A 17,800-nucleotide genomic window follows, 5' to 3' on the forward strand; every position below is an offset into this window, starting at 1 on the left:
CGCACCCTACGGAGTGAACATAATGGCAAATCTGACCACGAATTTCATCGGCATCAAATCCCCCAACCCCTTTTGGCTGGCCTCGGCCCCGCCCACGGATAAGGAATATAACGTGGTGCGCGCCTTCAAGGCGGGCTGGGGCGGGGTCGTCTGGAAAACGCTGGGCGCCGAAGGCCCGCCGGTGGTGAATGTGAACGGCCCGCGCTACGGCGCGGTCTGGGGCGCGGACCGGCGGTTGCTGGGGCTGAACAATATCGAGCTGATCACCGACCGCCCGCTGGAGGTGAACCTGCGCGAGATCAAGCAGGTCAAGCGCGACTGGCCCGACCGGGCGCTGGTCGTCAGCCTGATGGTGCCTTGCGACGAGGAATCGTGGAAAGCGATCCTGCGCCATGTCGAGGATACGGAAGCCGATGGGGTAGAGCTGAATTTCGGCTGCCCGCATGGCATGTCCGAACGCGGGATGGGATCCGCCGTGGGGCAGGTGCCGGAATATATCGAGATGGTCACGCGCTGGGTGAAGAGCCACTCGCGCATGCCCTGCATCGTGAAGCTCACGCCCAATATCGCCGATATCCGCAAACCGGCAGAGGCCGCGAAACGGGGCGGGGCGGATGCGGTCAGCCTGATCAACACGATCAATTCGATCACGAGCGTCAATCTCGACACGTTCAGCCCCGAGCCGATGATCGACGGAAAAGGCGCACATGGCGGCTATTGCGGTCCTGCCGTCAAGCCCATCGCGCTGAACATGGTGGCCGAGATCGCACGCAGTCCCGAGACGCATGGCCTGCCCATCAGCGGCATTGGCGGCGTCACCACATGGCGCGACGCGGTCGAGTTCATGACCCTTGGTGCGGGCACGGTGCAGGTCTGCACGGCGGCGATGACCTATGGTTTCGGGATCATCAAGGAACTGACCGCGGGCCTGTCGCAATATATGGATGAGAAGGGTTTTACCTCGGTTGACCAGCTTGTGGGCCGGGCGGTGCCGAATATCACTGACTGGCAATATCTCAACCTGAATTATGTCGCGAAAGCAAAGATCAATCAGGATCTCTGCATCTCTTGCGGGCGCTGCTATGCGGCTTGCGAGGATACCTCGCATCAGGCGATTTCCATGTCCCCCGACCGCAAGTTCGAGGTGATGGATGATGAATGCGTCGCCTGCAACCTATGTGTGAATGTCTGCCCGGTTGCCGATTGCATCACCATGGAGCCGATGGCCAAGGGTAGTGTCGATCCGCGCACGGGCGAGACAGTCGGCGATTATGCCAATTGGACGACGCATCCCAATAACCCGATGGCCAAGGCGGCGGAGTGATCCGTCAGGGCGCCAGCAGGCGGGTGTAGAGCTGTTCAAGGAATGGCTCTGCCCCGTCCAGCGGATCATGGCCCGCGCCCCGGATCATGCCGATCTGGGCCGCGAAATCCGCATAATGCTGGGTCAGCGCCCAGATGGAGAAGATCAGATGATAGGGGTCGACAGGGGCAAGGCGCCCGGTTCTGGACCAATCCGCGAGAAGCTGCGCTTTCTCATCGACAAGCTGGCGCAAATCGTTGCGGATGAACTGTTCGATACGCGGCGCACCTTGCAGGATTTCATTGGCAAACAGGCGACTCTCGCGCGGAAAATCGCGGGCCATCTCCAGCTTGCGGCGCATATAGGCCATGATCTCGGCCTGTGGCTCGCCCTGCGCATCCAGCATGCGCAGCGGGTCGAGCCAGGTGTCCAGCAGCCGCGTCAGCAGATCGCGATGAATGGCATCCTTGCTGTCGAAATAATAGAGCAGATTGGGCTTGGACAATCCCGCCTCGGCGGCGATCTGGTCGAGCGTCGCACCGCGAAACCCATGGGTCGAGAAGACTTCGAGCGCGGCGTCGAGAATGATCTGCCGGTTGCGCTTCTGGATGCGCGAGCGGGGGCCGCGCGGGGGCGTGCCGGGTTTTTCAGCAGCAGATTTTTTCGGCACGGGCATGGGCTGAGTTGGTTCTTGACTGGATGGTCAAACTTGATAGCGTCGAGACGGGACGAGTGCAAGGCTGCTGCGCAAACTGGCGCGGGGTGCAGCATGTCCCGTTCCAATAAGAGCAGCAGAGAAACGCTGCCATGACAGGGAGATAGAAGATGTCGGCACCGGGCCCGAATATGAAAGTCAACGGGGAACGGCTGTGGGACAGCCTGATGGAGATGGCGAAGATCGGCCCTGGTATTGCAGGCGGCAACAATCGCCAGACGGTCACGGATGAGGACAGCGAAGGCCGCCACCTGTTCCAGTCCTGGTGCCTGCAGGCCGGGGCTTTGATGGGCGTGGATGAGATGGGCACGATGTTCGCCCGGTTCGAGGGCACCGACCCGGACGCGCTGCCGGTCTATGTGGGCAGTCATCTCGACACCCAGCCCACGGGCGGCAAATATGACGGGGTGCTGGGGGTTCTGGCGGGGCTGGAAGTCATGCGCTCGATCCGCGATCTGGGCATAAAGACCCGTCGCCCGATAGTGGTGACGAACTGGACGAATGAAGAGGGCACGCGCTTTGCACCGGCCATGCTGGCCTCGGGCGTCTTCGCGGGTGTGCTGGAGCGCGACTGGGCTTATGACCGGGTGGATGCTCAGGGCAAGCGCTTCGGCGACGAGCTGGAGCGCATCGGCTGGAAGGGAGACGAGCCTGTGGGCGCGCGCAAGATGCATGCCTTTCTGGAACTGCATATCGAACAGGGGCCGATCCTGGAAGCCGAGGGCAAGGATATCGGCGTCGTCACCCATGGGCAGGGGCTGCGCTGGATCGAATGCACCGTGACCGGCAAGGGCCAGCATACCGGCTCCACGCCGATGTATCTGCGGCGCAATGCCGGGCGGGGTCTGGCGCGGGTGACGGAACTGGTGCATGAGATCGCCATGGCCCGCCAGCCCGATGCGGTGGGCGCAATCGGGCATATTGATGTCTTCCCGAACTCGCGCAATGTGATCCCGGAAAAGATGGTGTTCACCGTCGATTTCCGTTCGCATAAGCTGGATGTGCTGCTGTCGATGGTCGAGGAATTCAACGCCCGCGCACCGGGGATTTGCGCCGATATCGGGGTGAAGTTCGCAGCAAAAGTGGTGGGGCAGTTCGACCCGCCCGCCTTTGACGAAACCCTGCTGGGGCGTATCCGCGACGCTGCCGACCGGCTGGGCTACAGCCATATGGATATTGTCTCGGGGGCGGGGCATGATGCCTGCTGGATCAACCGGCTCTATCCGACCGCGATGATCATGTGTCCCTGCGTGGATGGTCTGAGCCATAATGAGGCCGAGGAAATCAGCCCGGAATGGGCAGAGGCCGGGGCGAATGTGCTCTTGCATGCGGTGCTGGAAACGGCAGAGGTGGTGCGTGCATGAGCACGCACCCTACGGATGACGCAGCCGCGCAAGGCTGATTTGCAGAACGGGGAGTTGAACCATGACCACCGTCATCAAGAACGGCACCATCGTCACCCATGACCTGACCTACAAGGCCGATCTCCGGGTCGAGGGCGGCAGGATCACCGAAATCGGCCCAAGTCTCTCCGGCGACACCACGCTGGATGCAACCGGGTGCTATATCATGCCCGGCGGGATCGACCCGCATACGCATCTGGAAATGCCCTTCATGGGCACCTATTCCAGCGATGATTTCGAAAGCGGCACCCGCGCGGCGCTCTCGGGCGGCACGACGATGGTGATTGATTTCGCACTGCCCTCGCCCGGTCAGGGTCTGCTCGATGCGCTGAAGATGTGGGACAACAAGGTTGGCCGCGCGCATTGCGATTACAGCTACCACATGGCGGTCACATGGTGGTCGCAGCAGGTCTTTGATGAGATGCCCGAGGTGGTGAAGCGCGGGATCACCAGCTTCAAGCATTTCCTCGCCTATAAGGGCGCGCTGATGGTCAATGACGATGAGTTGTTCGCCTCTTTCCAGCGCCTGCGGGAACTGGGCGCGATCGCGATGGTCCATGCCGAGAATGGCGATGTCGTGGCCGAGCTTTCGGCGCGGCTTCTGGCCGAGGGCAATAGCGGGCCCGAGGCGCATGCCTATTCGCGCCCCTCTCAGGTCGAAGGCGAGGCCACCAACCGCGCGATCATGATCGCCGATATGGCTGGCGTGCCGCTTTATGTGGTGCATACCTCCTGCGAGGAAGCGCATGAAGCGATCCGCCGCGCCAAACAGGCGGGCAAGCGCGTCTGGGGCGAGCCGCTGATCCAGCATCTGACGCTCGATGAGAGCGAATATTTCCATCCCGACTGGGACCATGCCGCGCGCCGTGTCATGTCGCCCCCCTTTCGCAACAAGGCGCATCAGGACAGTCTCTGGGCGGGGCTGGCTTCGGGCACGCTCTCGGTGGTGGCGACAGATCATTGCGCCTTTACCACCGATCAGAAGCGGTTCGGTCTGGGCGATTTCACCAAGATCCCCAATGGCACCGGCGGGCTGGAGGACCGGATGCCCATGCTCTGGACCAAGGGCGTGCGCACGGGGCGGATCACGATGAATGAATTTGTCGCCGTGACCTCGACCAATGTCGCCAAGATTTTCGGCATGTATCCGAAGAAGGGCGCGGTGGCTGTCGGGGCGGATGCCGATCTGGTGGTCTGGGATCCGGAAAAATCGAAGACCATCACCGCCAGCAACCAGCAATCCGCGATTGATTACAATGTGTTCGAGGGCCACGAGGTGACGGGCCTGCCGCGCTATGTGCTCTCGCGCGGGCGGGTGATGGTCAAGGACGGCGCGTTTGACGGGCAGGAAGGGCATGGCGAATTCGTGGCCCGTGACCCCAATGGTCCGGTCAATCAGGCGCTCTCGAAATGGAAAGACCTGACCGCGCCGCGTCCGGTGCAGCGCTCCGGCATCCCGGCGACGGGGGTGTGATGCGCGATACCACGACCGCGCCGGTGATCTCGGCGCAGGGCCTGAACCTGACCTTCCAGACCAATGACGGCCCTGTGCACGCGCTCAAGGACGTGACGCTAGATATTGCCAAGGGTGAGTTCGTGAGCTTCATCGGTCCCTCGGGCTGCGGCAAGACCACCTTCCTGCGCGTGATCGCCGATCTGGAACAGCCCAGCTCCGGCACGATCACCGTCAATGGTATGACGCCAGAGGCCGCCCGCAAGGCGCGCGCCTATGGCTATGTATTTCAGGCGGCGGGCCTCTATCCCTGGCGCACGATTGCAGGAAATGTGAAACTTCCGCTTGAAATCATGGGCTATTCCAAAGCCGATCAGCAAGCCCGTGTTGAAAAAGTGCTAGAGCTGGTGGAACTCTCGGGCTTTGCGCGCAAGTTTCCCTGGCAGCTTTCCGGGGGAATGCAGCAGCGCGCCTCGATCGCGCGGGCGCTGGCTTTCGACGCCGATATCCTGCTGATGGATGAACCTTTCGGCGCGTTGGACGAGATTGTGCGCGACCGGCTGAATGAACAGCTTCTTGCGCTCTGGGCACGCACCGAAAAGACCATCGGTTTTGTCACCCATTCCATCCCCGAGGCCGTTTATCTCTCGACCAAGATCGTCGTCATGTCGCCGCGCCCCGGTCGCATCACGGATATCATCGACAGCCCGCTGCCGCGCGAGCGCCCGCTGGACATCCGCGACAGCCCGGAATTCATCGAGATCTCCCATCGCGTGCGCGAGGGGCTCAGGGCGGGGCATCTGGATGACTGATCCTTCATTTTCTTGCGAAAAATACTCCGGGGGGAGGGCCCGAAGGGACCGGGGGGCAACGCCCCCCCAACAGCGGTGACAGGCATGCGCAACCTCTTTCCCGTTCTCATTGTCACGGCTTTCCTGATCGCGCTCTGGTATGCCGCTGTGATCCCGATGAATGCGCAATGGGCGCAGGATCAGGCCCGTCGCGCTGGGCAGGATCTGTCCTTCAGCGCGCTTGTTGCCGATACGATGCGCCAGCAGCGCCCGCGCCTGCCCGCGCCGCATCAGGTCGCCGGGGAGCTCTGGAACTCGACTGTGGTCGAGGAAATGACCGGGCGACGGGGCTGGTGGAACACAGGGAGCCTGTCCAATCGCAGCCTGATCTATCATGGCTGGGTGACGCTCTCGGCCACGCTTCTGGGCTTTGCCATCGGCTCGGCGCTTGGTATCGCGCTGGCAGTGGGCATCGTGCATAACCGTGCGATGGATGCGTCGGTCATGCCCTGGGCTATTGCCAGCCAGACCATCCCGATCCTCGCGATTGCGCCCATGATCATCGTGGTGCTGAATGCGGTGGGCGTCACCGGGCTGATCCCCAAGGCGATCATCTCGACCTATCTCAGCTTCTTCCCGGTCGTGGTGGGCATGGTCAAGGGGCTGCGCGCACCGGACCAGATGCAGCTTGACCTGATGAAGACCTATAGCGCGACCGGGGGGCAGGTTTTTGCGAAACTGCGTTGGCCGTCGGCCATGCCCTATCTGTTTGCCTCGCTGAAAGTGGCGATTGCGGCGGCGCTGGTGGGCGCGATTGTGGCGGAACTGCCCACGGGGGCGGTGGCGGGGCTTGGCGCGCGGCTGCTGTCGGGCAGCTATTATGGTCAGACCGTGCAGATATGGTCGGCACTTTTCGCCGCCGCCATTCTGGCCGCCAGCATGGTGGCGATCATCGGGTTGATCCAGCGTGTCACACTCCGGCGCATGGGGATGGCAGCATGATGATCCTGCGCGAAACAGGTGGGGTGCAGTGGGCTGGCATGGCTCTGGCGTTTCTTCTCGCTGCGGGTCTGGGGGTGACAGGGGAGCTGGCTTTTGCCACCATGCTCGCGCTGCTTGCCGCGGTGTTGCTGGGAGGGATTCCACAGCGCCGCAAGGGGTGGCTCTGGATGTTGGCGGTTGTGCTGGCGCTGGGGGTCGCGGCCGGGACGCTTCTGCCCTATGCAAGCGCAAGCCTGCCGGTCTGGGGCGCAGTGGTGGCCATCTGGCTCGGGGCGTGGATGCTGGTTGCACAGATGGCCGCGACACCGCGCATGGCCGGTCCCCTGGGAAGCCTGCAGGCCCTGCTGGCACCGCTCACCTTCGGCGCCACGCTGCTATGGCTCTGGGAAGTCGGGGTGCGCGCGCTCGATGTGCCGCGCGTGATCCTGCCTGCGCCATCGCTGATCTGGGGGCGCATCCTGCGCTCGACCGATGTGCTCTGGGTGGATTTCGTGCAGACCTTCGTCAAGGGCGCGCTCTCGGGCTTTGCCATTGGGGTTGGAGCGGCTTTCGTCTTTGCCCTGCTGGTGGACCGCAGCGATTTCCTGCGCCGGGGCTTGCTGCCGGTGGGCAATTTTCTGGCCGCCTTGCCGATCATCGGCACCGCGCCGATCATGGTCATGTGGTTCGGGTTTGACTGGCCGTCCAAGGCGGCGGTTGTGGTCGCGATGGTGTTCTTTCCGATGCTGGTGAACACGGTGCAGGGGCTGTCCGCAACCGATGCGATGCAGCGCGATCTGATGCGCACCTATAATGCAAGCTGGGGCCAGTCACTGATCAAGCTGCGTCTGCCCGCCGCTATGCCCTTCATCTTCAACGGGTTGAAGATCGCCTCCACGCTGGCGCTGATCGGGGCGATTGTTGCTGAATTTTTCGGCTCTCCGACACGCGGTATGGGGTTTCGCATCTCGACCGAGGTCGGGCGCTTGCAACTGGATATGGTCTGGGCCGAAATTGCCGTGGCAGCCCTTGCGGGGTCGCTGTTCTACGGCGTGATTGCGCTTGCAGAGCGCGGGGTGACCTTCTGGCACCCGTCGCAACGCGGGCGATAACCCCCTGTGACCCAAGCATGGGCCAGGCAACATGGAGGTGAAAATGAAGAAAACAGTATTCGGATCGGTGGCGGCCCTTGGTCTGGGTTTCGCGCCCGCAGCATGGGCGCTGGATGATGTGACCCTGCAGCTCAAATGGGTGACGCAGGCGCAGTTTGCAGGCTATTACGTCGCGCTGGAAAACGGCTTCTACGAAGAAGAGGGGCTGAATGTCACGATCCGCGCCGGTGGCCCGGATATCGCGCCGCCGCAGGTGATTGCGGGCGGCGGGGCCGATGTGATCGTCGAATGGATGCCTGCGGCCCTTGCCGCGCGTGAGAATGGCCTGCCGCTGGTGAATATCGCGCAGCCGTTCAAATCCTCGGGCATGATGCTGACCTGTCTGGCCGAGACCGGGATCACCAGCCCCGATGACTTCCCCGGCCGCACGCTGGGCGTGTGGTTCTTTGGTAATGAATATCCGTTCCTGTCCTGGATGAGCACGCTGGGCATCCCGACCGAGGGCGGCGCGGATGGTGTGGAAGTGCTGCGTCAGGGCTTCAATGTGGATCCGCTGTTGCAGCGTCAGGCCGATTGCATCTCGACCATGACCTATAACGAATACTGGCAGGTCATTGATGCAGGCATTGGCGAGGATGAGCTCGTGACCTTCAAGTACGAAGATCAGGGCGTCGCCACGCTGGAAGACGGGCTCTATGTGCTGGAAAGCAATCTGGAGGACGAAGCTTTCGTCGACAAGATGGCGCGTTTCGTGCGTGCGTCGATGCGCGGCTGGGAATGGGCCGCCGAGAATGTCGAGGAGGCCGCGATGATCGTTCTGGAATATGATGATACCGGCGCGCAGACCGAAGAGCATCAGATCCGCATGATGGGCGAAGTGGCCAAGCTGATCGAAGGCTCGAACGGCACGCTGGATATGGAGGATTACGAGCGCACCGTGGCCACGCTTCTGGGCGGTGGGTCTGACCCTGTGATCACCGCCGCGCCCGAAGGGGCGACCACGACGGTCGTGACCGACGCGGCCTTTGACTGAACCAGATTTGCCCCGGCCGCGCGCCGGGGCATTTCACTCCAGCATCCGGCCGACCATTTCGCCCATATCGCGGCTCAGGCCCTGATGCGCCATGATGCGTTCCAACTCACTGCGGATCAGCTTCTGGCGGGTGCTGTCATAGCGCCGCCATGTCTCGAACAGGGTCGAGACCCGCGCCGCCGCTTGCGGGTTGGCGCCGTCCAGCCGGATCAGCCAGTCTGCCACCAGCCGGTAGCTTGCACCGCCCTTCGCGTGAAAACCTGCCGGGTTCATGCCCAATGCCCCAATGACCGAGCGGAAGCGATTGGGGTTCTTCCAGTCGAAATCGGGGTGCCCGGTCAGGTCTTGCGCAAGACCGGCGGCCTGATCCGGTTCCGCATGTGAGACCTGTGCTGCGAACCATTTGTCCATCACCAGCCGATCCCCGGACCATTGGCGATAGAATTGCGCGGTCTCTGCCTCACCCGCGTTGATCGCAAGCAGCGCCCCCCAGGCGCCCAGTTGCTCGGTCATGTTGTTGGCGCGGGCGAACATCTCGCGCGCCTTTGCGCCCTGATCGACACGCGCAAGCAGGCTGACGGCCTGTACCCGCAACGCGCGGCGACCGGCGTCGCGGGCATCGGCGCTATAGGGGCCGGGGGTCTGCATCCCGGCGAATACCGTGGCCAGATCCGGGGCAAGCGCCTCGGCGATGATCTGCAGCGCCTCCTGTCGGGCAAGGTAGATCGCATCCGGGTCCGGCGTGTCGCCCGCGTCATGAAGCGCGCTGGCCAGATCATCCTGCGAGGGCAGGCCAAGCGCGAGGGCGCGAAAGGCCGGGTCAAGCGCCTCATCGCGCAGCATCTGGCGCAGGGCGTCCAGATAGACCGGGCCGGGCTTTGCACCCTCGCGGATCATGGCGAGCAGGATATCGCGGGCCAGCGCGCGCCCGGCCTCAAAGCGGTTCACCGGGTCGGTGTCATGGGCCAGAAGCAGCGCGCGTTCCTCGCTGGTGAGGGCATGGTTCAGGATCACCGGGGCCGAAAACCCGCGCAGGAGCGAGGCCACAGGCCTGGCAGCCAGCCCCTCAAAGGTGAAGCTCTGCTCAGCTCTGTCGAGTTCCAGTACCTGTGTCGCGAGCAACTCCTGACCATCCGGGCCGATCAGCCCCATCGCGACCGGGATCAGCAGCGGCTCTTTCAGCGGCTGGCCGGGGGTAGGGGGCGTGTGCTGGCGCAGGGTCAGCGTGTAGCTTCCGTCCCGCCAATCCTCGGTGACATCAATGCGCGGGGTGCCCGCCTGTTCATACCAGCGCTTGAATTGCGACAGATCGCGGCCTGCGCTTTCCTCGAAAACGGCGATCCAGTCCTCGATGGTGCAGGCCTGCCCGTCATGGCGCGTGAAATAGAGATCCAGCGCGGCTTTGTAGCAATCCTCGCCCACCAGAAGCTGCAACATGCGGATCAGTTCCGCGCCTTTTTCATAGACGGTCGCAGTGTAGAAATTGTTGATCTCGACATAGCTTTCGGGCCGCACCGGATGGGCCAGCGGCCCTGCATCCTCGCGGAACTGCCGCGCGCGCAGCGTCAGCACATCCTCAATGCGCTTCACCGCATGGCTGCGCATGTCGCCCATGAATTGCTGGTCGCGAAAGACCGTCAGCCCCTCTTTCAGCGAAAGCTGGAACCAGTCGCGGCAGGTGATGCGGTTGCCGGTCCAGTTGTGGAAATACTCATGCGCGATGATCCGTTCGATGGCGGCGTAATTGCCATCCGTCGCGGTCTCGGGCGAGGCGAGAACATAGGCAGAGTTGAAAATGTTCAAGCCCTTGTTCTCCATCGCGCCCATATTGAAGTCATCGACGGCCACGATGTTGAAAATCTCCAAGTCATAGGCGCGGCCATAAACCTGTTCATCCCAGATCATCGAGCGTTTGAGCGCGTCCATCGCATAGCCCGTCTTGCCCTCATCGCCCGGTCGCACCCAGATATTGAGCGCCACATCGCGCCCTTCCATCGTGCGGAACTGATCGGACGTGGCCACCAGATCGCCCGCGACCAGCGCAAACAGGTAGCTGGGTTTCGGATGCGGGTCATGCCATTCCGCCCAGCCCGGCCCCTTGGCCGAAAGATTGCCATTGGACAAAAGCACCGGCAGATCGGCCTCGATCCGCACCCGGAAAGGGGCCATCACATCGGGCCGGTCGGGGTAGAAGGTGATCTTGCGAAAGCCCTCGGCCTCGCATTGGGTGCAATACATGCCGCGCGACATGTAAAGCCCTTCCAGCGCCGTGTTGCCCTCGGGCGCGATCTCGACTTCCGCTTCCCAAAGGAACGCCCCGTCCGGTAAGGCCGTTGCGGGGATGGTCACGCCCGTGGCATCGGGCTGCGCCTCAATCGGCTGCCCGTCCAGCGTGGCAGAGATCAGGCGCAGCCCTTCGCCGTCGAGCCGCAGATCATGCCCGGCATGGATGCCGGGATTGGGCCGGAAGTGGATCCGCGACAGAACCCGCGTCGCTCGTGGCGCCAGCCGAAAGGTCAGATCCACCTGATCCACCAGATAGGCGGGGGGTTGGTATTCGGCCAGATGGATCGGTTGCGGGCTGGTGTCGCGCATGGGGCACTCCTTCTGGGTCAGTCCTGCCCCTGATCTAGACCAGTCAGCGCGGCGCGGCAATCAGCAGGGGCTTGCAAAGACCTGCACCCAATGCGGCCCCGGTCCACGCCCGAAGCCGACCAGATGGAAATCCGCATCCAGAATATTGCGTCTGTGACCGGGCGAGCGCATCCAGCCCGCAACAGCTGAGGGCACATCGCGCGGGGCGCGTGCGATATTCTCGCCCATCGTGCAGTAGCCGCTGGCGCCTGCGCGGCGTGCGCGATCCATCATGCTGCGCCCCTCGGGCGTGGTATGGCTGAAATAGCCCCGCCGCGCCATGTCGCAGGCATGGGCCTGCGCCAGCGCATTCAGCTCTGGCGAAAGGGCCAGCGCTGGGCGCCCGGCCTTGGCGCGTTCGGCATTCACAGCGGCAAGGTGGATATCCAGTTCGACCTGCGGCGGCGGGCTGCAAGCCAGTGCCGTGCCACCCATCATTGCACCGCAGACCGCCAGAATCCGTAGCATGCGCACCCTCCTGAGACATTGACCTCTACCTTGCCGCAGGATCGGACAAACTGCCCATGACGCTTGCGTGAGCGCAGTCCAGGCGCGCGAAACCCTGCGCAAGCTTGCACCTTTCCGACCATCCCGATAAACGCGCAGGGAAATCCTCTGACAGTCACCGGAGAGCCCATGTCCGAGATCGACTTAGACACCGCGCGCAAAGTGGCCCATCTGGCCCGTATTGCCGTGCCCGATGCCCATCTGCCCGCTCTGGCGCAGGAGTTGAGCCAGATGCTCACCTTCATGGAGCAACTGAACGAGGTTGATGTCGAGGGCGTGGAGCCGATGACCTCGGTCACGCCGATGCGCCTGAAGCGGCGCAAGGACGGGGTGACGGACGGGGATATGCAGGCGAAAATCCTGTCCAATGCGCCGGATGCGCGCGAGGGGTTCTTTGCGGTGCCGAAGGTGGTGGAATGAGCGATCTGAACAAACTGACGATTGCCGAGGCACGCGACCTGCTGCGGCAGGGCGATGTGACATCAGTGGCGCTGACCGAAGCCTGTCTGACGGCGATTGAGGGCGCAGGCAAGCTGAATGCTTTTGTGCACCACACGCCCGATCTGGCGCTGGAGCGCGCGCGCGCTGCGGATGCACGGATCACGGCGGGCGATGCGCCGTCGATGTGCGGCATCCCCGTGGGGATCAAGGATCTGTTCTGCACCGAAGGCGTGGCCTCGCAAGCCGCGTCCCGGATTCTGGAAGGGTTCAAACCGGAATACGAATCGACCGTTTCCGCGCAGTTGCGCGATGCGGGCGCGGTGATGCTGGGCAAGCTGAACATGGACGAATTCGCCATGGGATCGAGCAACGAATCCTCGGTCTATGGCAATGCGGTCAACCCATGGAAAGACGGCGCGCGCGAATTGACGCCGGGCGGCTCTTCGGGCGGATCGGCGGCGGCGGTTGCGGCGGATCTCTGTCTGGCGGCGACCGGCACGGATACCGGCGGCTCGATCCGCCAGCCCGCAGCCTTCACCGGCACTGTGGGGATCAAGCCCACCTATGGGCGCTGCTCGCGCTGGGGGATCGTGGCTTTCGCCTCTTCGCTCGATCAGGCGGGGCCGATGACCAAGACCGTGCGCGATGCGGCGATCATGCTGGAAGCCATGTGCGGGCATGATGCGAAGGATTCGACCAGCGCCGATCTGCCGGTGCCGGACTTTGAGGCCATGCTCACGGGCGATATTCGCGGGCAAAAGATCGGCATCCCGCGCGAATACCGGATGGAGGGCATGAACCCCGAGATCACGGCGCTGTGGGACAAGGGCGCCGAGATGCTGCGCGATGCGGGGGCCGAGATCGTGGATATCTCGCTGCCGCATACGAAATACGCGCTGCCGGCCTATTATGTGATTGCACCGGCGGAAGCCTCGTCAAACCTCGCGCGCTATGACGGAGTGCGCTACGGGCATCGCGCCAAGCTGGGGCCGGGTGACGGGATCACGCAGATGTACGAGAAAACCCGCGCCGAAGGCTTCGGGCCGGAAGTGCAGCGCCGCGTGATGATCGGCACCTATGTCCTCTCGGCTGGGTTCTATGACGCCTATTACAACCGTGCCCGCAAGGTGCGCACGCTGATCAAGCGTGATTTCGAACAGGCTTTCGCCGCCGGGATCGACGCGATCCTGACCCCTGCCACGCCCTCCAGCGCTTTCGGGCTGGGCGAGATGCTTGATGCCGATCCGGTGCAGATGTATCTCAATGACGTCTTTACCGTGACCGTCAATCTTGCGGGATTGCCCGGAATTTCGGTGCCTGCCGGGCTGGATGCGAAGGGGCTGCCACTGGGGTTGCAACTGATCGGGCGGCCCTGGGAAGAGGGTGCCTTGCTCAGAACAGCACATGTTCTTGAATCGGCGACAGGCTTTGTTTCCAAACCTCCAAAATGGTGGTAATGTCGCGGGAAAATGGCATGAGGCCGAGAGTGAAATGCGTGTAGTGACTGCCCTGACGCTGGCCGGGTCGATGACCCTGCTGACCGCCTGTGATACATCTGCCCCCTATTCCAACGTCATCGACACCACCGGGCGCGGGGTCGGTTTCAGCGATTACGCCCAATATCTGCGCGCGCAGGAAGAACTCTCGCGCATCCGGCGTTCCGAAGTGGCGCAGGCGCGCGGTGTTCAGGCCGCGCCGCAAGGGGCGCCGCAATTTGGCCCACAGGCTGCTGCGCAACCCGCCACCATCGGTCAGGAGGCGGTCGCTGCCGTGCGCGGCACCCCGCAAACCGCGCCGCAGCCTTTCCCGGTCGGGCAGCAACAGCCCGCGTCAATGGCTCAGCCGATGGCCCCGGTTCAGACCGCCGCCCTTGGCGCGACGCCGCAACAGAATGCCCCCGCACCGCGCGCCGCGGGCGTGAGCGAGCAGACTTTCACGCCGCAGCCTTTTGGCACTCCGCAGCAGAACCGGCTTGTCGAGCGCGATTTCGTGCCGCAGGTGCATGTGTCAGAATCGGAGCTGATGCAGGGAAGCAGCGGTCCGAACCTCTTTGTTTATGCGTTGTCCACCCAGCATAATGTCGGTGAGGCGCGGTACAAGCGCTCGCACCCGTTGCGCTGGCGGCGCTGGGAATCGGCCTGCGCGCAGTATCCAAGTCAGGATCTGGCTCAGGAAGCCTTTCTTGCGGCGGGTGGGCCGGCGAACGATCCCAACCATCTTGACCCGGATGGTGATGGTTTTGCCTGCTGGTGGGATCCTGCGCCCTTCCGTCAGGCCGCCCGGACCGTGCGCGCGCGCCAATAATCCCGAAGGTGCAACCGCTCTGGCATCCGTCGCCGAATTTCGGCCCACGCCGCGCGGGGCTTATTCCTTCGATCGTTGTCCTGCATTATACCGGCATGCGGGGGGCTGCGGATGCGCTGGACAGGTTATGTGATCCGTCGGCGGAAGTCTCGGCGCATTACATGATCGGCAGCTGTGGCACGCTCTGGCAGCTTGTTGCGGAAGAGATGCGCGCCTGGCACGCGGGGGCGGGGGCCTGGCAGGGCGCGGCGGATGTGAATTCCCGCTCGATCGGAATCGAGCTGGTCAATACCGGTGCGCAGCCTTTTCCCGAAGCGCAGATCAGCGTGTTGGAGCAGCTGCTGCGCGCGGTCATGGCGCGCTGGTCGATCCCTGCCCATGGGGTAATCGCGCATTCCGACATGGCGCCCGAGCGCAAGGAAGATCCCGGCCCGCGTTTCGACTGGGCCCGCCTGGCGCGGCAGGGGCTGGCGCTCTGGCCCGAGGGTTTCGGGGCGGATGCCCCGCTTGGTGACAGTCTTGACGCGATTGGCTATCCGCCTGCAGAGGCCGCGAAACGCCTGCAAGCCTTCCGCTACCGGTTCCTGCCCGCCGGGCAGGGCCCGGAAACCGAGACCGACCGCCGCCGCGCGGATTGCGTTGCGCGCGCCATGAGGCAGCTTTCCTGATTTCCGCGCCGCCCCGGATAGCGGCACGAGGGGGAGGGCGCGTCCTGACATGCGCTCAGGTCAGATGCCGCAAGGCAAGCGAGAGCTCGTCATAGAGCGTCACGCGCTCCTCGGGGCTCAGGAAGGCCCCCAATTCGACCTCGCGCCCCGCGCCCTGCAATGTCAGGTAATTCTCGACCTGCGCCCCTTTTTCCGTCAGCTTCAGACGTACCCAATAGGGATTGGCTTCCCAATGTTGCGCTGGCTGTCGTGGATTGGTCCGCCGGAGCTCGATCTTGTCGCAGGTCAGATGCAGGTCTTCGCGCAGGATCCGGCGTTCACGGCTGTTGCGCCGAAGCGCATACCACAGCCCCCAGAGCGCCAGCCCTGCAAAGGGCAGCAGCCCCCACAGGATCGGCGTGCCAAGCACAGCCAGCAGCGGCAATGCAAGAAACCCCGCGCTGATCGCGATAACCCGCGCAAAGCCCCTGTTTCCCATAGACAGGTTAGGGGTCAGGGCAAGATGGTATTCGGCAGCCTCAGTCCTCGCCAAGGCAAAGGCCCCGGGCGGAACGCCCGGGGCCTTTGGTGTGATGGTCCAGTAAGCGGGCATGAATTATGCCAGTCTTACATCAATGGGCGTGCTGCCTGTCCCAGTCCTCGCGCTTGGGCAGTTGCTCGAACGTATGTTCGGGCGGGGGCGTGGGAAGGGTCCATTCCAGTGTGTCCGCGTGCTCGTTCCAGTAGTTCTTCTCGGTAATGCGCGCGCCGTGGCGCAGCGTGTAATACATGACCCCGAGGAAGAACAGGAAGGACGCAAAGCTGATGAACGCGCCGATCGACGAGATGTAGTTCCAGAGCGCATAGGCTTCCGGATAGTCGATATAGCGGCGCGGCATGCCCTGACGGCCGAGGAAGTGCTGCGGGAAGAAGGTGATGTTCGCACCGATGAACATGGCCCAGAAATGCAGCTTGCCGGCCCATTCCGGGTATTGGCGCCCCGACATCTTGCCGATCCAGTAATAGATGCCCGCAAAGAGCGCAAAGACCGCACCGAGCGACATCACATAGTGGAAATGCGCCACAACATAATAGGTGTCATGATACACCCGGTCGATAGGCGCCTGCGACAGCACGATCCCCGTAACCCCGCCCACAGTGAACAGGAACAGGAAGCCGAACGCCCAGAGCATGGGCGTCTCGAAACTGACCGAGCCGCGCCACATGGTGGCGATCCAGGAGAAGATCTTGATACCCGTGGGCACGGCAATCGTCATCGTGGCCAGCATGAAATAGGTCTGCTGCGTGAGCGACATGCCCACCGTGTACATGTGGTGCGCCCAGACGATGAAGCCCAGAGCGGCAATCGCGATCATCGCCCAGACCATCGGCAGATAGCCGAAGACCGGTTTGCGCGAGAAGGTCGCGATGATGTGGCTGATGATCCCGAAACCCGGAACGATGATGATATACACTTCCGGATGGCCGAAGAACCACAGGATATGCTGGTAGAGAATCGGATCCCCACCCCCTGCCGGATCAAAGAAGGCCGTGCCGAAATTGCGGTCGGTCAGCAGCATGGTGATGGCCCCAGCCAGAACCGGCAGCGCCAGAAGGATCATCCAGGCGGTGATGAAGACCGACCAGGCAAAGAGCGGCACCTTGAACAGCGTCATGCCCGGCGCGCGCATGTTCAGGAAGGTGGTGATGATGTTGATCGCCCCCAGAATCGACGAGGCGCCCGAGACATGGACCGCGAAGATCGCGAGATCCATGGAATATCCGGCCTCATTGGTCGAAAGCGGCGGGTAGAGCACCCAGCCCACACCCGAACCAAGCTGGCCATTGCCGCCCGGCGACAGGACCGAGGCGACAGCCAGCGAGGAACCTGCCACGAACAGCCAGTAGCTGAGGTTGTTCAGACGCGGGAAAGCCATGTCGGGTGCGCCGATATGCAGCGGCATGAAATAGTTGCCGAAGCCCCCGAACAGCGCCGGGATCAGCACGAAGAACATCATCAGGATACCATGCGCGGTAACGAGCACGTTCCAGATATGGCCGTTGGGGGTACAATCGTCCTGTGCGGTGAAGCTTGCACCTTCCATGCACATATACTGCACACCCGGTTCCATCAGCTCCATGCGCATATAGACCGAGAAGGCCACAGCGATGAAGCCGACGATCCCGGCCGTGAAAAGATAGAGGATCCCGATATCCTTGTGGTTCGTGGACATGAACCAGCGGGTAAAGAAGGACCGTTTGTCCTCGTGCCCGTGATCATGGGTGGCTGCGTCGGCCATAGGCTACTCCAGTTCCCGGTTCCCGTTGCAATGGCTGCAACTGTTCTTGTCGTTCGCCGGAATCAGCTGACCTGCCCGGCTATGCGGCCTGCGGAAGTGGCGTGGCGCTCACGCAGCAGTGTTCCGCAGTATACTCAGCTTCTAGAATGTGTCTTTTTGCAGGGCAATGCTCCAGT

General features: G+C 63.0%; 16 protein-coding genes. 11 read left to right on the forward strand and 5 right to left on the reverse strand.

Going from position 1 to position 17,800, the window contains the following annotated elements; translation table 11 throughout:
• Positions 1 to 22: 22 nt before the first annotated feature.
• Complete coding sequence (preA, locus tag BG457_RS14580) at positions 23 to 1,324, forward strand: NAD-dependent dihydropyrimidine dehydrogenase subunit PreA (RefSeq protein ID WP_071797957.1); 1,302 nt, start codon at positions 23 to 25, stop codon at positions 1,322 to 1,324.
• Between the two features lie 4 nt (positions 1,325 to 1,328).
• Here the strand turns inward: preA and BG457_RS14585 are convergent, their stop codons facing one another.
• Positions 1,329 to 1,979, reverse strand: coding sequence for a TetR family transcriptional regulator C-terminal domain-containing protein (locus BG457_RS14585; protein ID WP_071797959.1), 651 nt, complete (start codon positions 1,977 to 1,979; stop codon positions 1,329 to 1,331).
• 149 nt (positions 1,980 to 2,128) lie between these two features.
• Here BG457_RS14585 and BG457_RS14590 point away from each other — a divergent pair, with 149 nt between their 5' ends.
• From BG457_RS14590 to BG457_RS14615, 6 genes are all read left to right on the forward strand, one after another.
• Complete coding sequence (locus BG457_RS14590; RefSeq protein WP_071797961.1) at positions 2,129 to 3,382, forward strand: Zn-dependent hydrolase; 1,254 nt, start codon at positions 2,129 to 2,131, stop codon at positions 3,380 to 3,382.
• Between the two features lie 61 nt (positions 3,383 to 3,443).
• On the forward strand, positions 3,444 to 4,895 hold the full coding sequence (gene hydA, locus BG457_RS14595; RefSeq protein ID WP_071797963.1) for a dihydropyrimidinase: 1,452 nt from the start codon (positions 3,444 to 3,446) through the stop codon (positions 4,893 to 4,895).
• Positions 4,895 to 5,686 carry an ABC transporter ATP-binding protein gene (locus BG457_RS14600; RefSeq protein WP_071797965.1) on the forward strand — a complete coding sequence of 264 codons (792 nt, stop codon included), beginning with the start codon at positions 4,895 to 4,897 and terminating at the stop codon, positions 5,684 to 5,686. Before hydA ends, BG457_RS14600 begins: the two co-directional genes overlap by 1 nt.
• 84 nt (positions 5,687 to 5,770) lie before the next feature.
• Positions 5,771 to 6,667, forward strand: coding sequence for an ABC transporter permease (locus BG457_RS14605; protein ID WP_071797967.1), 897 nt, complete (start codon positions 5,771 to 5,773; stop codon positions 6,665 to 6,667).
• Between the two features lie 293 nt (positions 6,668 to 6,960).
• The gene (locus tag BG457_RS14610; RefSeq protein WP_071798030.1) at positions 6,961 to 7,758 is read left to right on the forward strand and encodes an ABC transporter permease; all 798 of its coding nucleotides are present in this window, start codon (positions 6,961 to 6,963) and stop codon (positions 7,756 to 7,758) included.
• A gap of 43 nt (positions 7,759 to 7,801) precedes the next feature.
• Positions 7,802 to 8,791 carry an ABC transporter substrate-binding protein gene (locus BG457_RS14615; RefSeq protein WP_071798032.1) on the forward strand — a complete coding sequence of 330 codons (990 nt, stop codon included), beginning with the start codon at positions 7,802 to 7,804 and terminating at the stop codon, positions 8,789 to 8,791.
• Positions 8,792 to 8,824: 33 nt separating this feature from the next.
• Here BG457_RS14615 and pepN read toward each other — a convergent pair whose 3' ends face one another.
• Together pepN and BG457_RS14625 are read right to left on the reverse strand one after the other, a co-directional pair.
• Positions 8,825 to 11,386: an aminopeptidase N gene (gene pepN / locus BG457_RS14620; protein ID WP_071797969.1), complete on the reverse strand. Its 2,562-nt coding sequence runs from the start codon at positions 11,384 to 11,386 to the stop codon at positions 8,825 to 8,827.
• Between the two features lie 60 nt (positions 11,387 to 11,446).
• On the reverse strand, positions 11,447 to 11,893 hold the full coding sequence (locus BG457_RS14625; protein WP_071797972.1) for a CAP domain-containing protein: 447 nt from the start codon (positions 11,891 to 11,893) through the stop codon (positions 11,447 to 11,449).
• Positions 11,894 to 12,061: 168 nt separating this feature from the next.
• Between BG457_RS14625 and gatC the strand changes: the two genes are divergently transcribed.
• Genes gatC through BG457_RS14645 form a run of 4 tightly spaced genes read left to right on the forward strand, consistent with a single transcriptional unit; the run spans position 12,062 to position 15,345 of the window.
• The gene (gatC, locus tag BG457_RS14630) at positions 12,062 to 12,352 is read left to right on the forward strand and encodes an Asp-tRNA(Asn)/Glu-tRNA(Gln) amidotransferase subunit GatC (protein WP_071797974.1); all 291 of its coding nucleotides are present in this window, start codon (positions 12,062 to 12,064) and stop codon (positions 12,350 to 12,352) included.
• Positions 12,349 to 13,830, forward strand: coding sequence for an Asp-tRNA(Asn)/Glu-tRNA(Gln) amidotransferase subunit GatA (gene gatA / locus BG457_RS14635; RefSeq protein ID WP_071797976.1), 1,482 nt, complete (start codon positions 12,349 to 12,351; stop codon positions 13,828 to 13,830). Before gatC ends, gatA begins: the two co-directional genes overlap by 4 nt.
• A gap of 34 nt (positions 13,831 to 13,864) precedes the next feature.
• Complete coding sequence (locus tag BG457_RS14640; protein ID WP_071797979.1) at positions 13,865 to 14,677, forward strand: hypothetical protein; 813 nt, start codon at positions 13,865 to 13,867, stop codon at positions 14,675 to 14,677.
• Positions 14,678 to 14,685: 8 nt separating this feature from the next.
• Positions 14,686 to 15,345, forward strand: a complete 660-nt coding sequence (locus BG457_RS14645; RefSeq protein ID WP_084657657.1) for an N-acetylmuramoyl-L-alanine amidase — start codon at positions 14,686 to 14,688, stop codon at positions 15,343 to 15,345.
• A 55-nt stretch (positions 15,346 to 15,400) separates the two neighbouring features.
• On the opposite strand, the gene BG457_RS14650 is transcribed toward BG457_RS14645, so the two are convergent.
• Together BG457_RS14650 and ctaD are read right to left on the reverse strand one after the other, a co-directional pair.
• Complete coding sequence (locus BG457_RS14650; RefSeq protein WP_071797981.1) at positions 15,401 to 15,937, reverse strand: DUF2244 domain-containing protein; 537 nt, start codon at positions 15,935 to 15,937, stop codon at positions 15,401 to 15,403.
• A gap of 19 nt (positions 15,938 to 15,956) precedes the next feature.
• The gene (ctaD, locus tag BG457_RS14655) at positions 15,957 to 17,624 is read right to left on the reverse strand and encodes a cytochrome c oxidase subunit I (RefSeq protein WP_071797983.1); all 1,668 of its coding nucleotides are present in this window, start codon (positions 17,622 to 17,624) and stop codon (positions 15,957 to 15,959) included.
• Positions 17,625 to 17,800 lie beyond the last annotated feature (176 nt).

Source organism: Natronohydrobacter thiooxidans (genome assembly GCF_001884735.1).
Lineage (GTDB): Bacteria > Pseudomonadota > Alphaproteobacteria > Rhodobacterales > Rhodobacteraceae > Roseinatronobacter > Roseinatronobacter thiooxidans_A.

Bases quoted from the DNA above. Each gene is read 5' to 3' on its own strand.
- preA (WP_071797957.1), top strand. From the start codon at position 23: ATGGCAAATCTGACCACGAATTTCATCGGCATCAAATCCCCCAACCCC.
- BG457_RS14585 (WP_071797959.1), bottom strand. From the start codon at position 1,979: ATGCCCGTGCCGAAAAAATCTGCTGCTGAAAAACCCGGCACGCCCCCG.
- BG457_RS14590 (WP_071797961.1), top strand. From the start codon at position 2,129: ATGTCGGCACCGGGCCCGAATATGAAAGTCAACGGGGAACGGCTGTGG.
- hydA (WP_071797963.1), top strand. From the start codon at position 3,444: ATGACCACCGTCATCAAGAACGGCACCATCGTCACCCATGACCTGACC.
- BG457_RS14600 (WP_071797965.1), top strand. From the start codon at position 4,895: ATGCGCGATACCACGACCGCGCCGGTGATCTCGGCGCAGGGCCTGAAC.
- BG457_RS14605 (WP_071797967.1), top strand. From the start codon at position 5,771: ATGCGCAACCTCTTTCCCGTTCTCATTGTCACGGCTTTCCTGATCGCG.
- BG457_RS14610 (WP_071798030.1), top strand. From the start codon at position 6,961: ATGGCCGCGACACCGCGCATGGCCGGTCCCCTGGGAAGCCTGCAGGCC.
- BG457_RS14615 (WP_071798032.1), top strand. From the start codon at position 7,802: ATGAAGAAAACAGTATTCGGATCGGTGGCGGCCCTTGGTCTGGGTTTC.
- pepN (WP_071797969.1), bottom strand. From the start codon at position 11,386: ATGCGCGACACCAGCCCGCAACCGATCCATCTGGCCGAATACCAACCC.
- BG457_RS14625 (WP_071797972.1), bottom strand. From the start codon at position 11,893: ATGCTACGGATTCTGGCGGTCTGCGGTGCAATGATGGGTGGCACGGCA.
- gatC (WP_071797974.1), top strand. From the start codon at position 12,062: ATGTCCGAGATCGACTTAGACACCGCGCGCAAAGTGGCCCATCTGGCC.
- gatA (WP_071797976.1), top strand. From the start codon at position 12,349: ATGAGCGATCTGAACAAACTGACGATTGCCGAGGCACGCGACCTGCTG.
- BG457_RS14640 (WP_071797979.1), top strand. From the start codon at position 13,865: ATGCGTGTAGTGACTGCCCTGACGCTGGCCGGGTCGATGACCCTGCTG.
- BG457_RS14650 (WP_071797981.1), bottom strand. From the start codon at position 15,937: ATGCCCGCTTACTGGACCATCACACCAAAGGCCCCGGGCGTTCCGCCC.
- ctaD (WP_071797983.1), bottom strand. From the start codon at position 17,624: ATGGCCGACGCAGCCACCCATGATCACGGGCACGAGGACAAACGGTCC.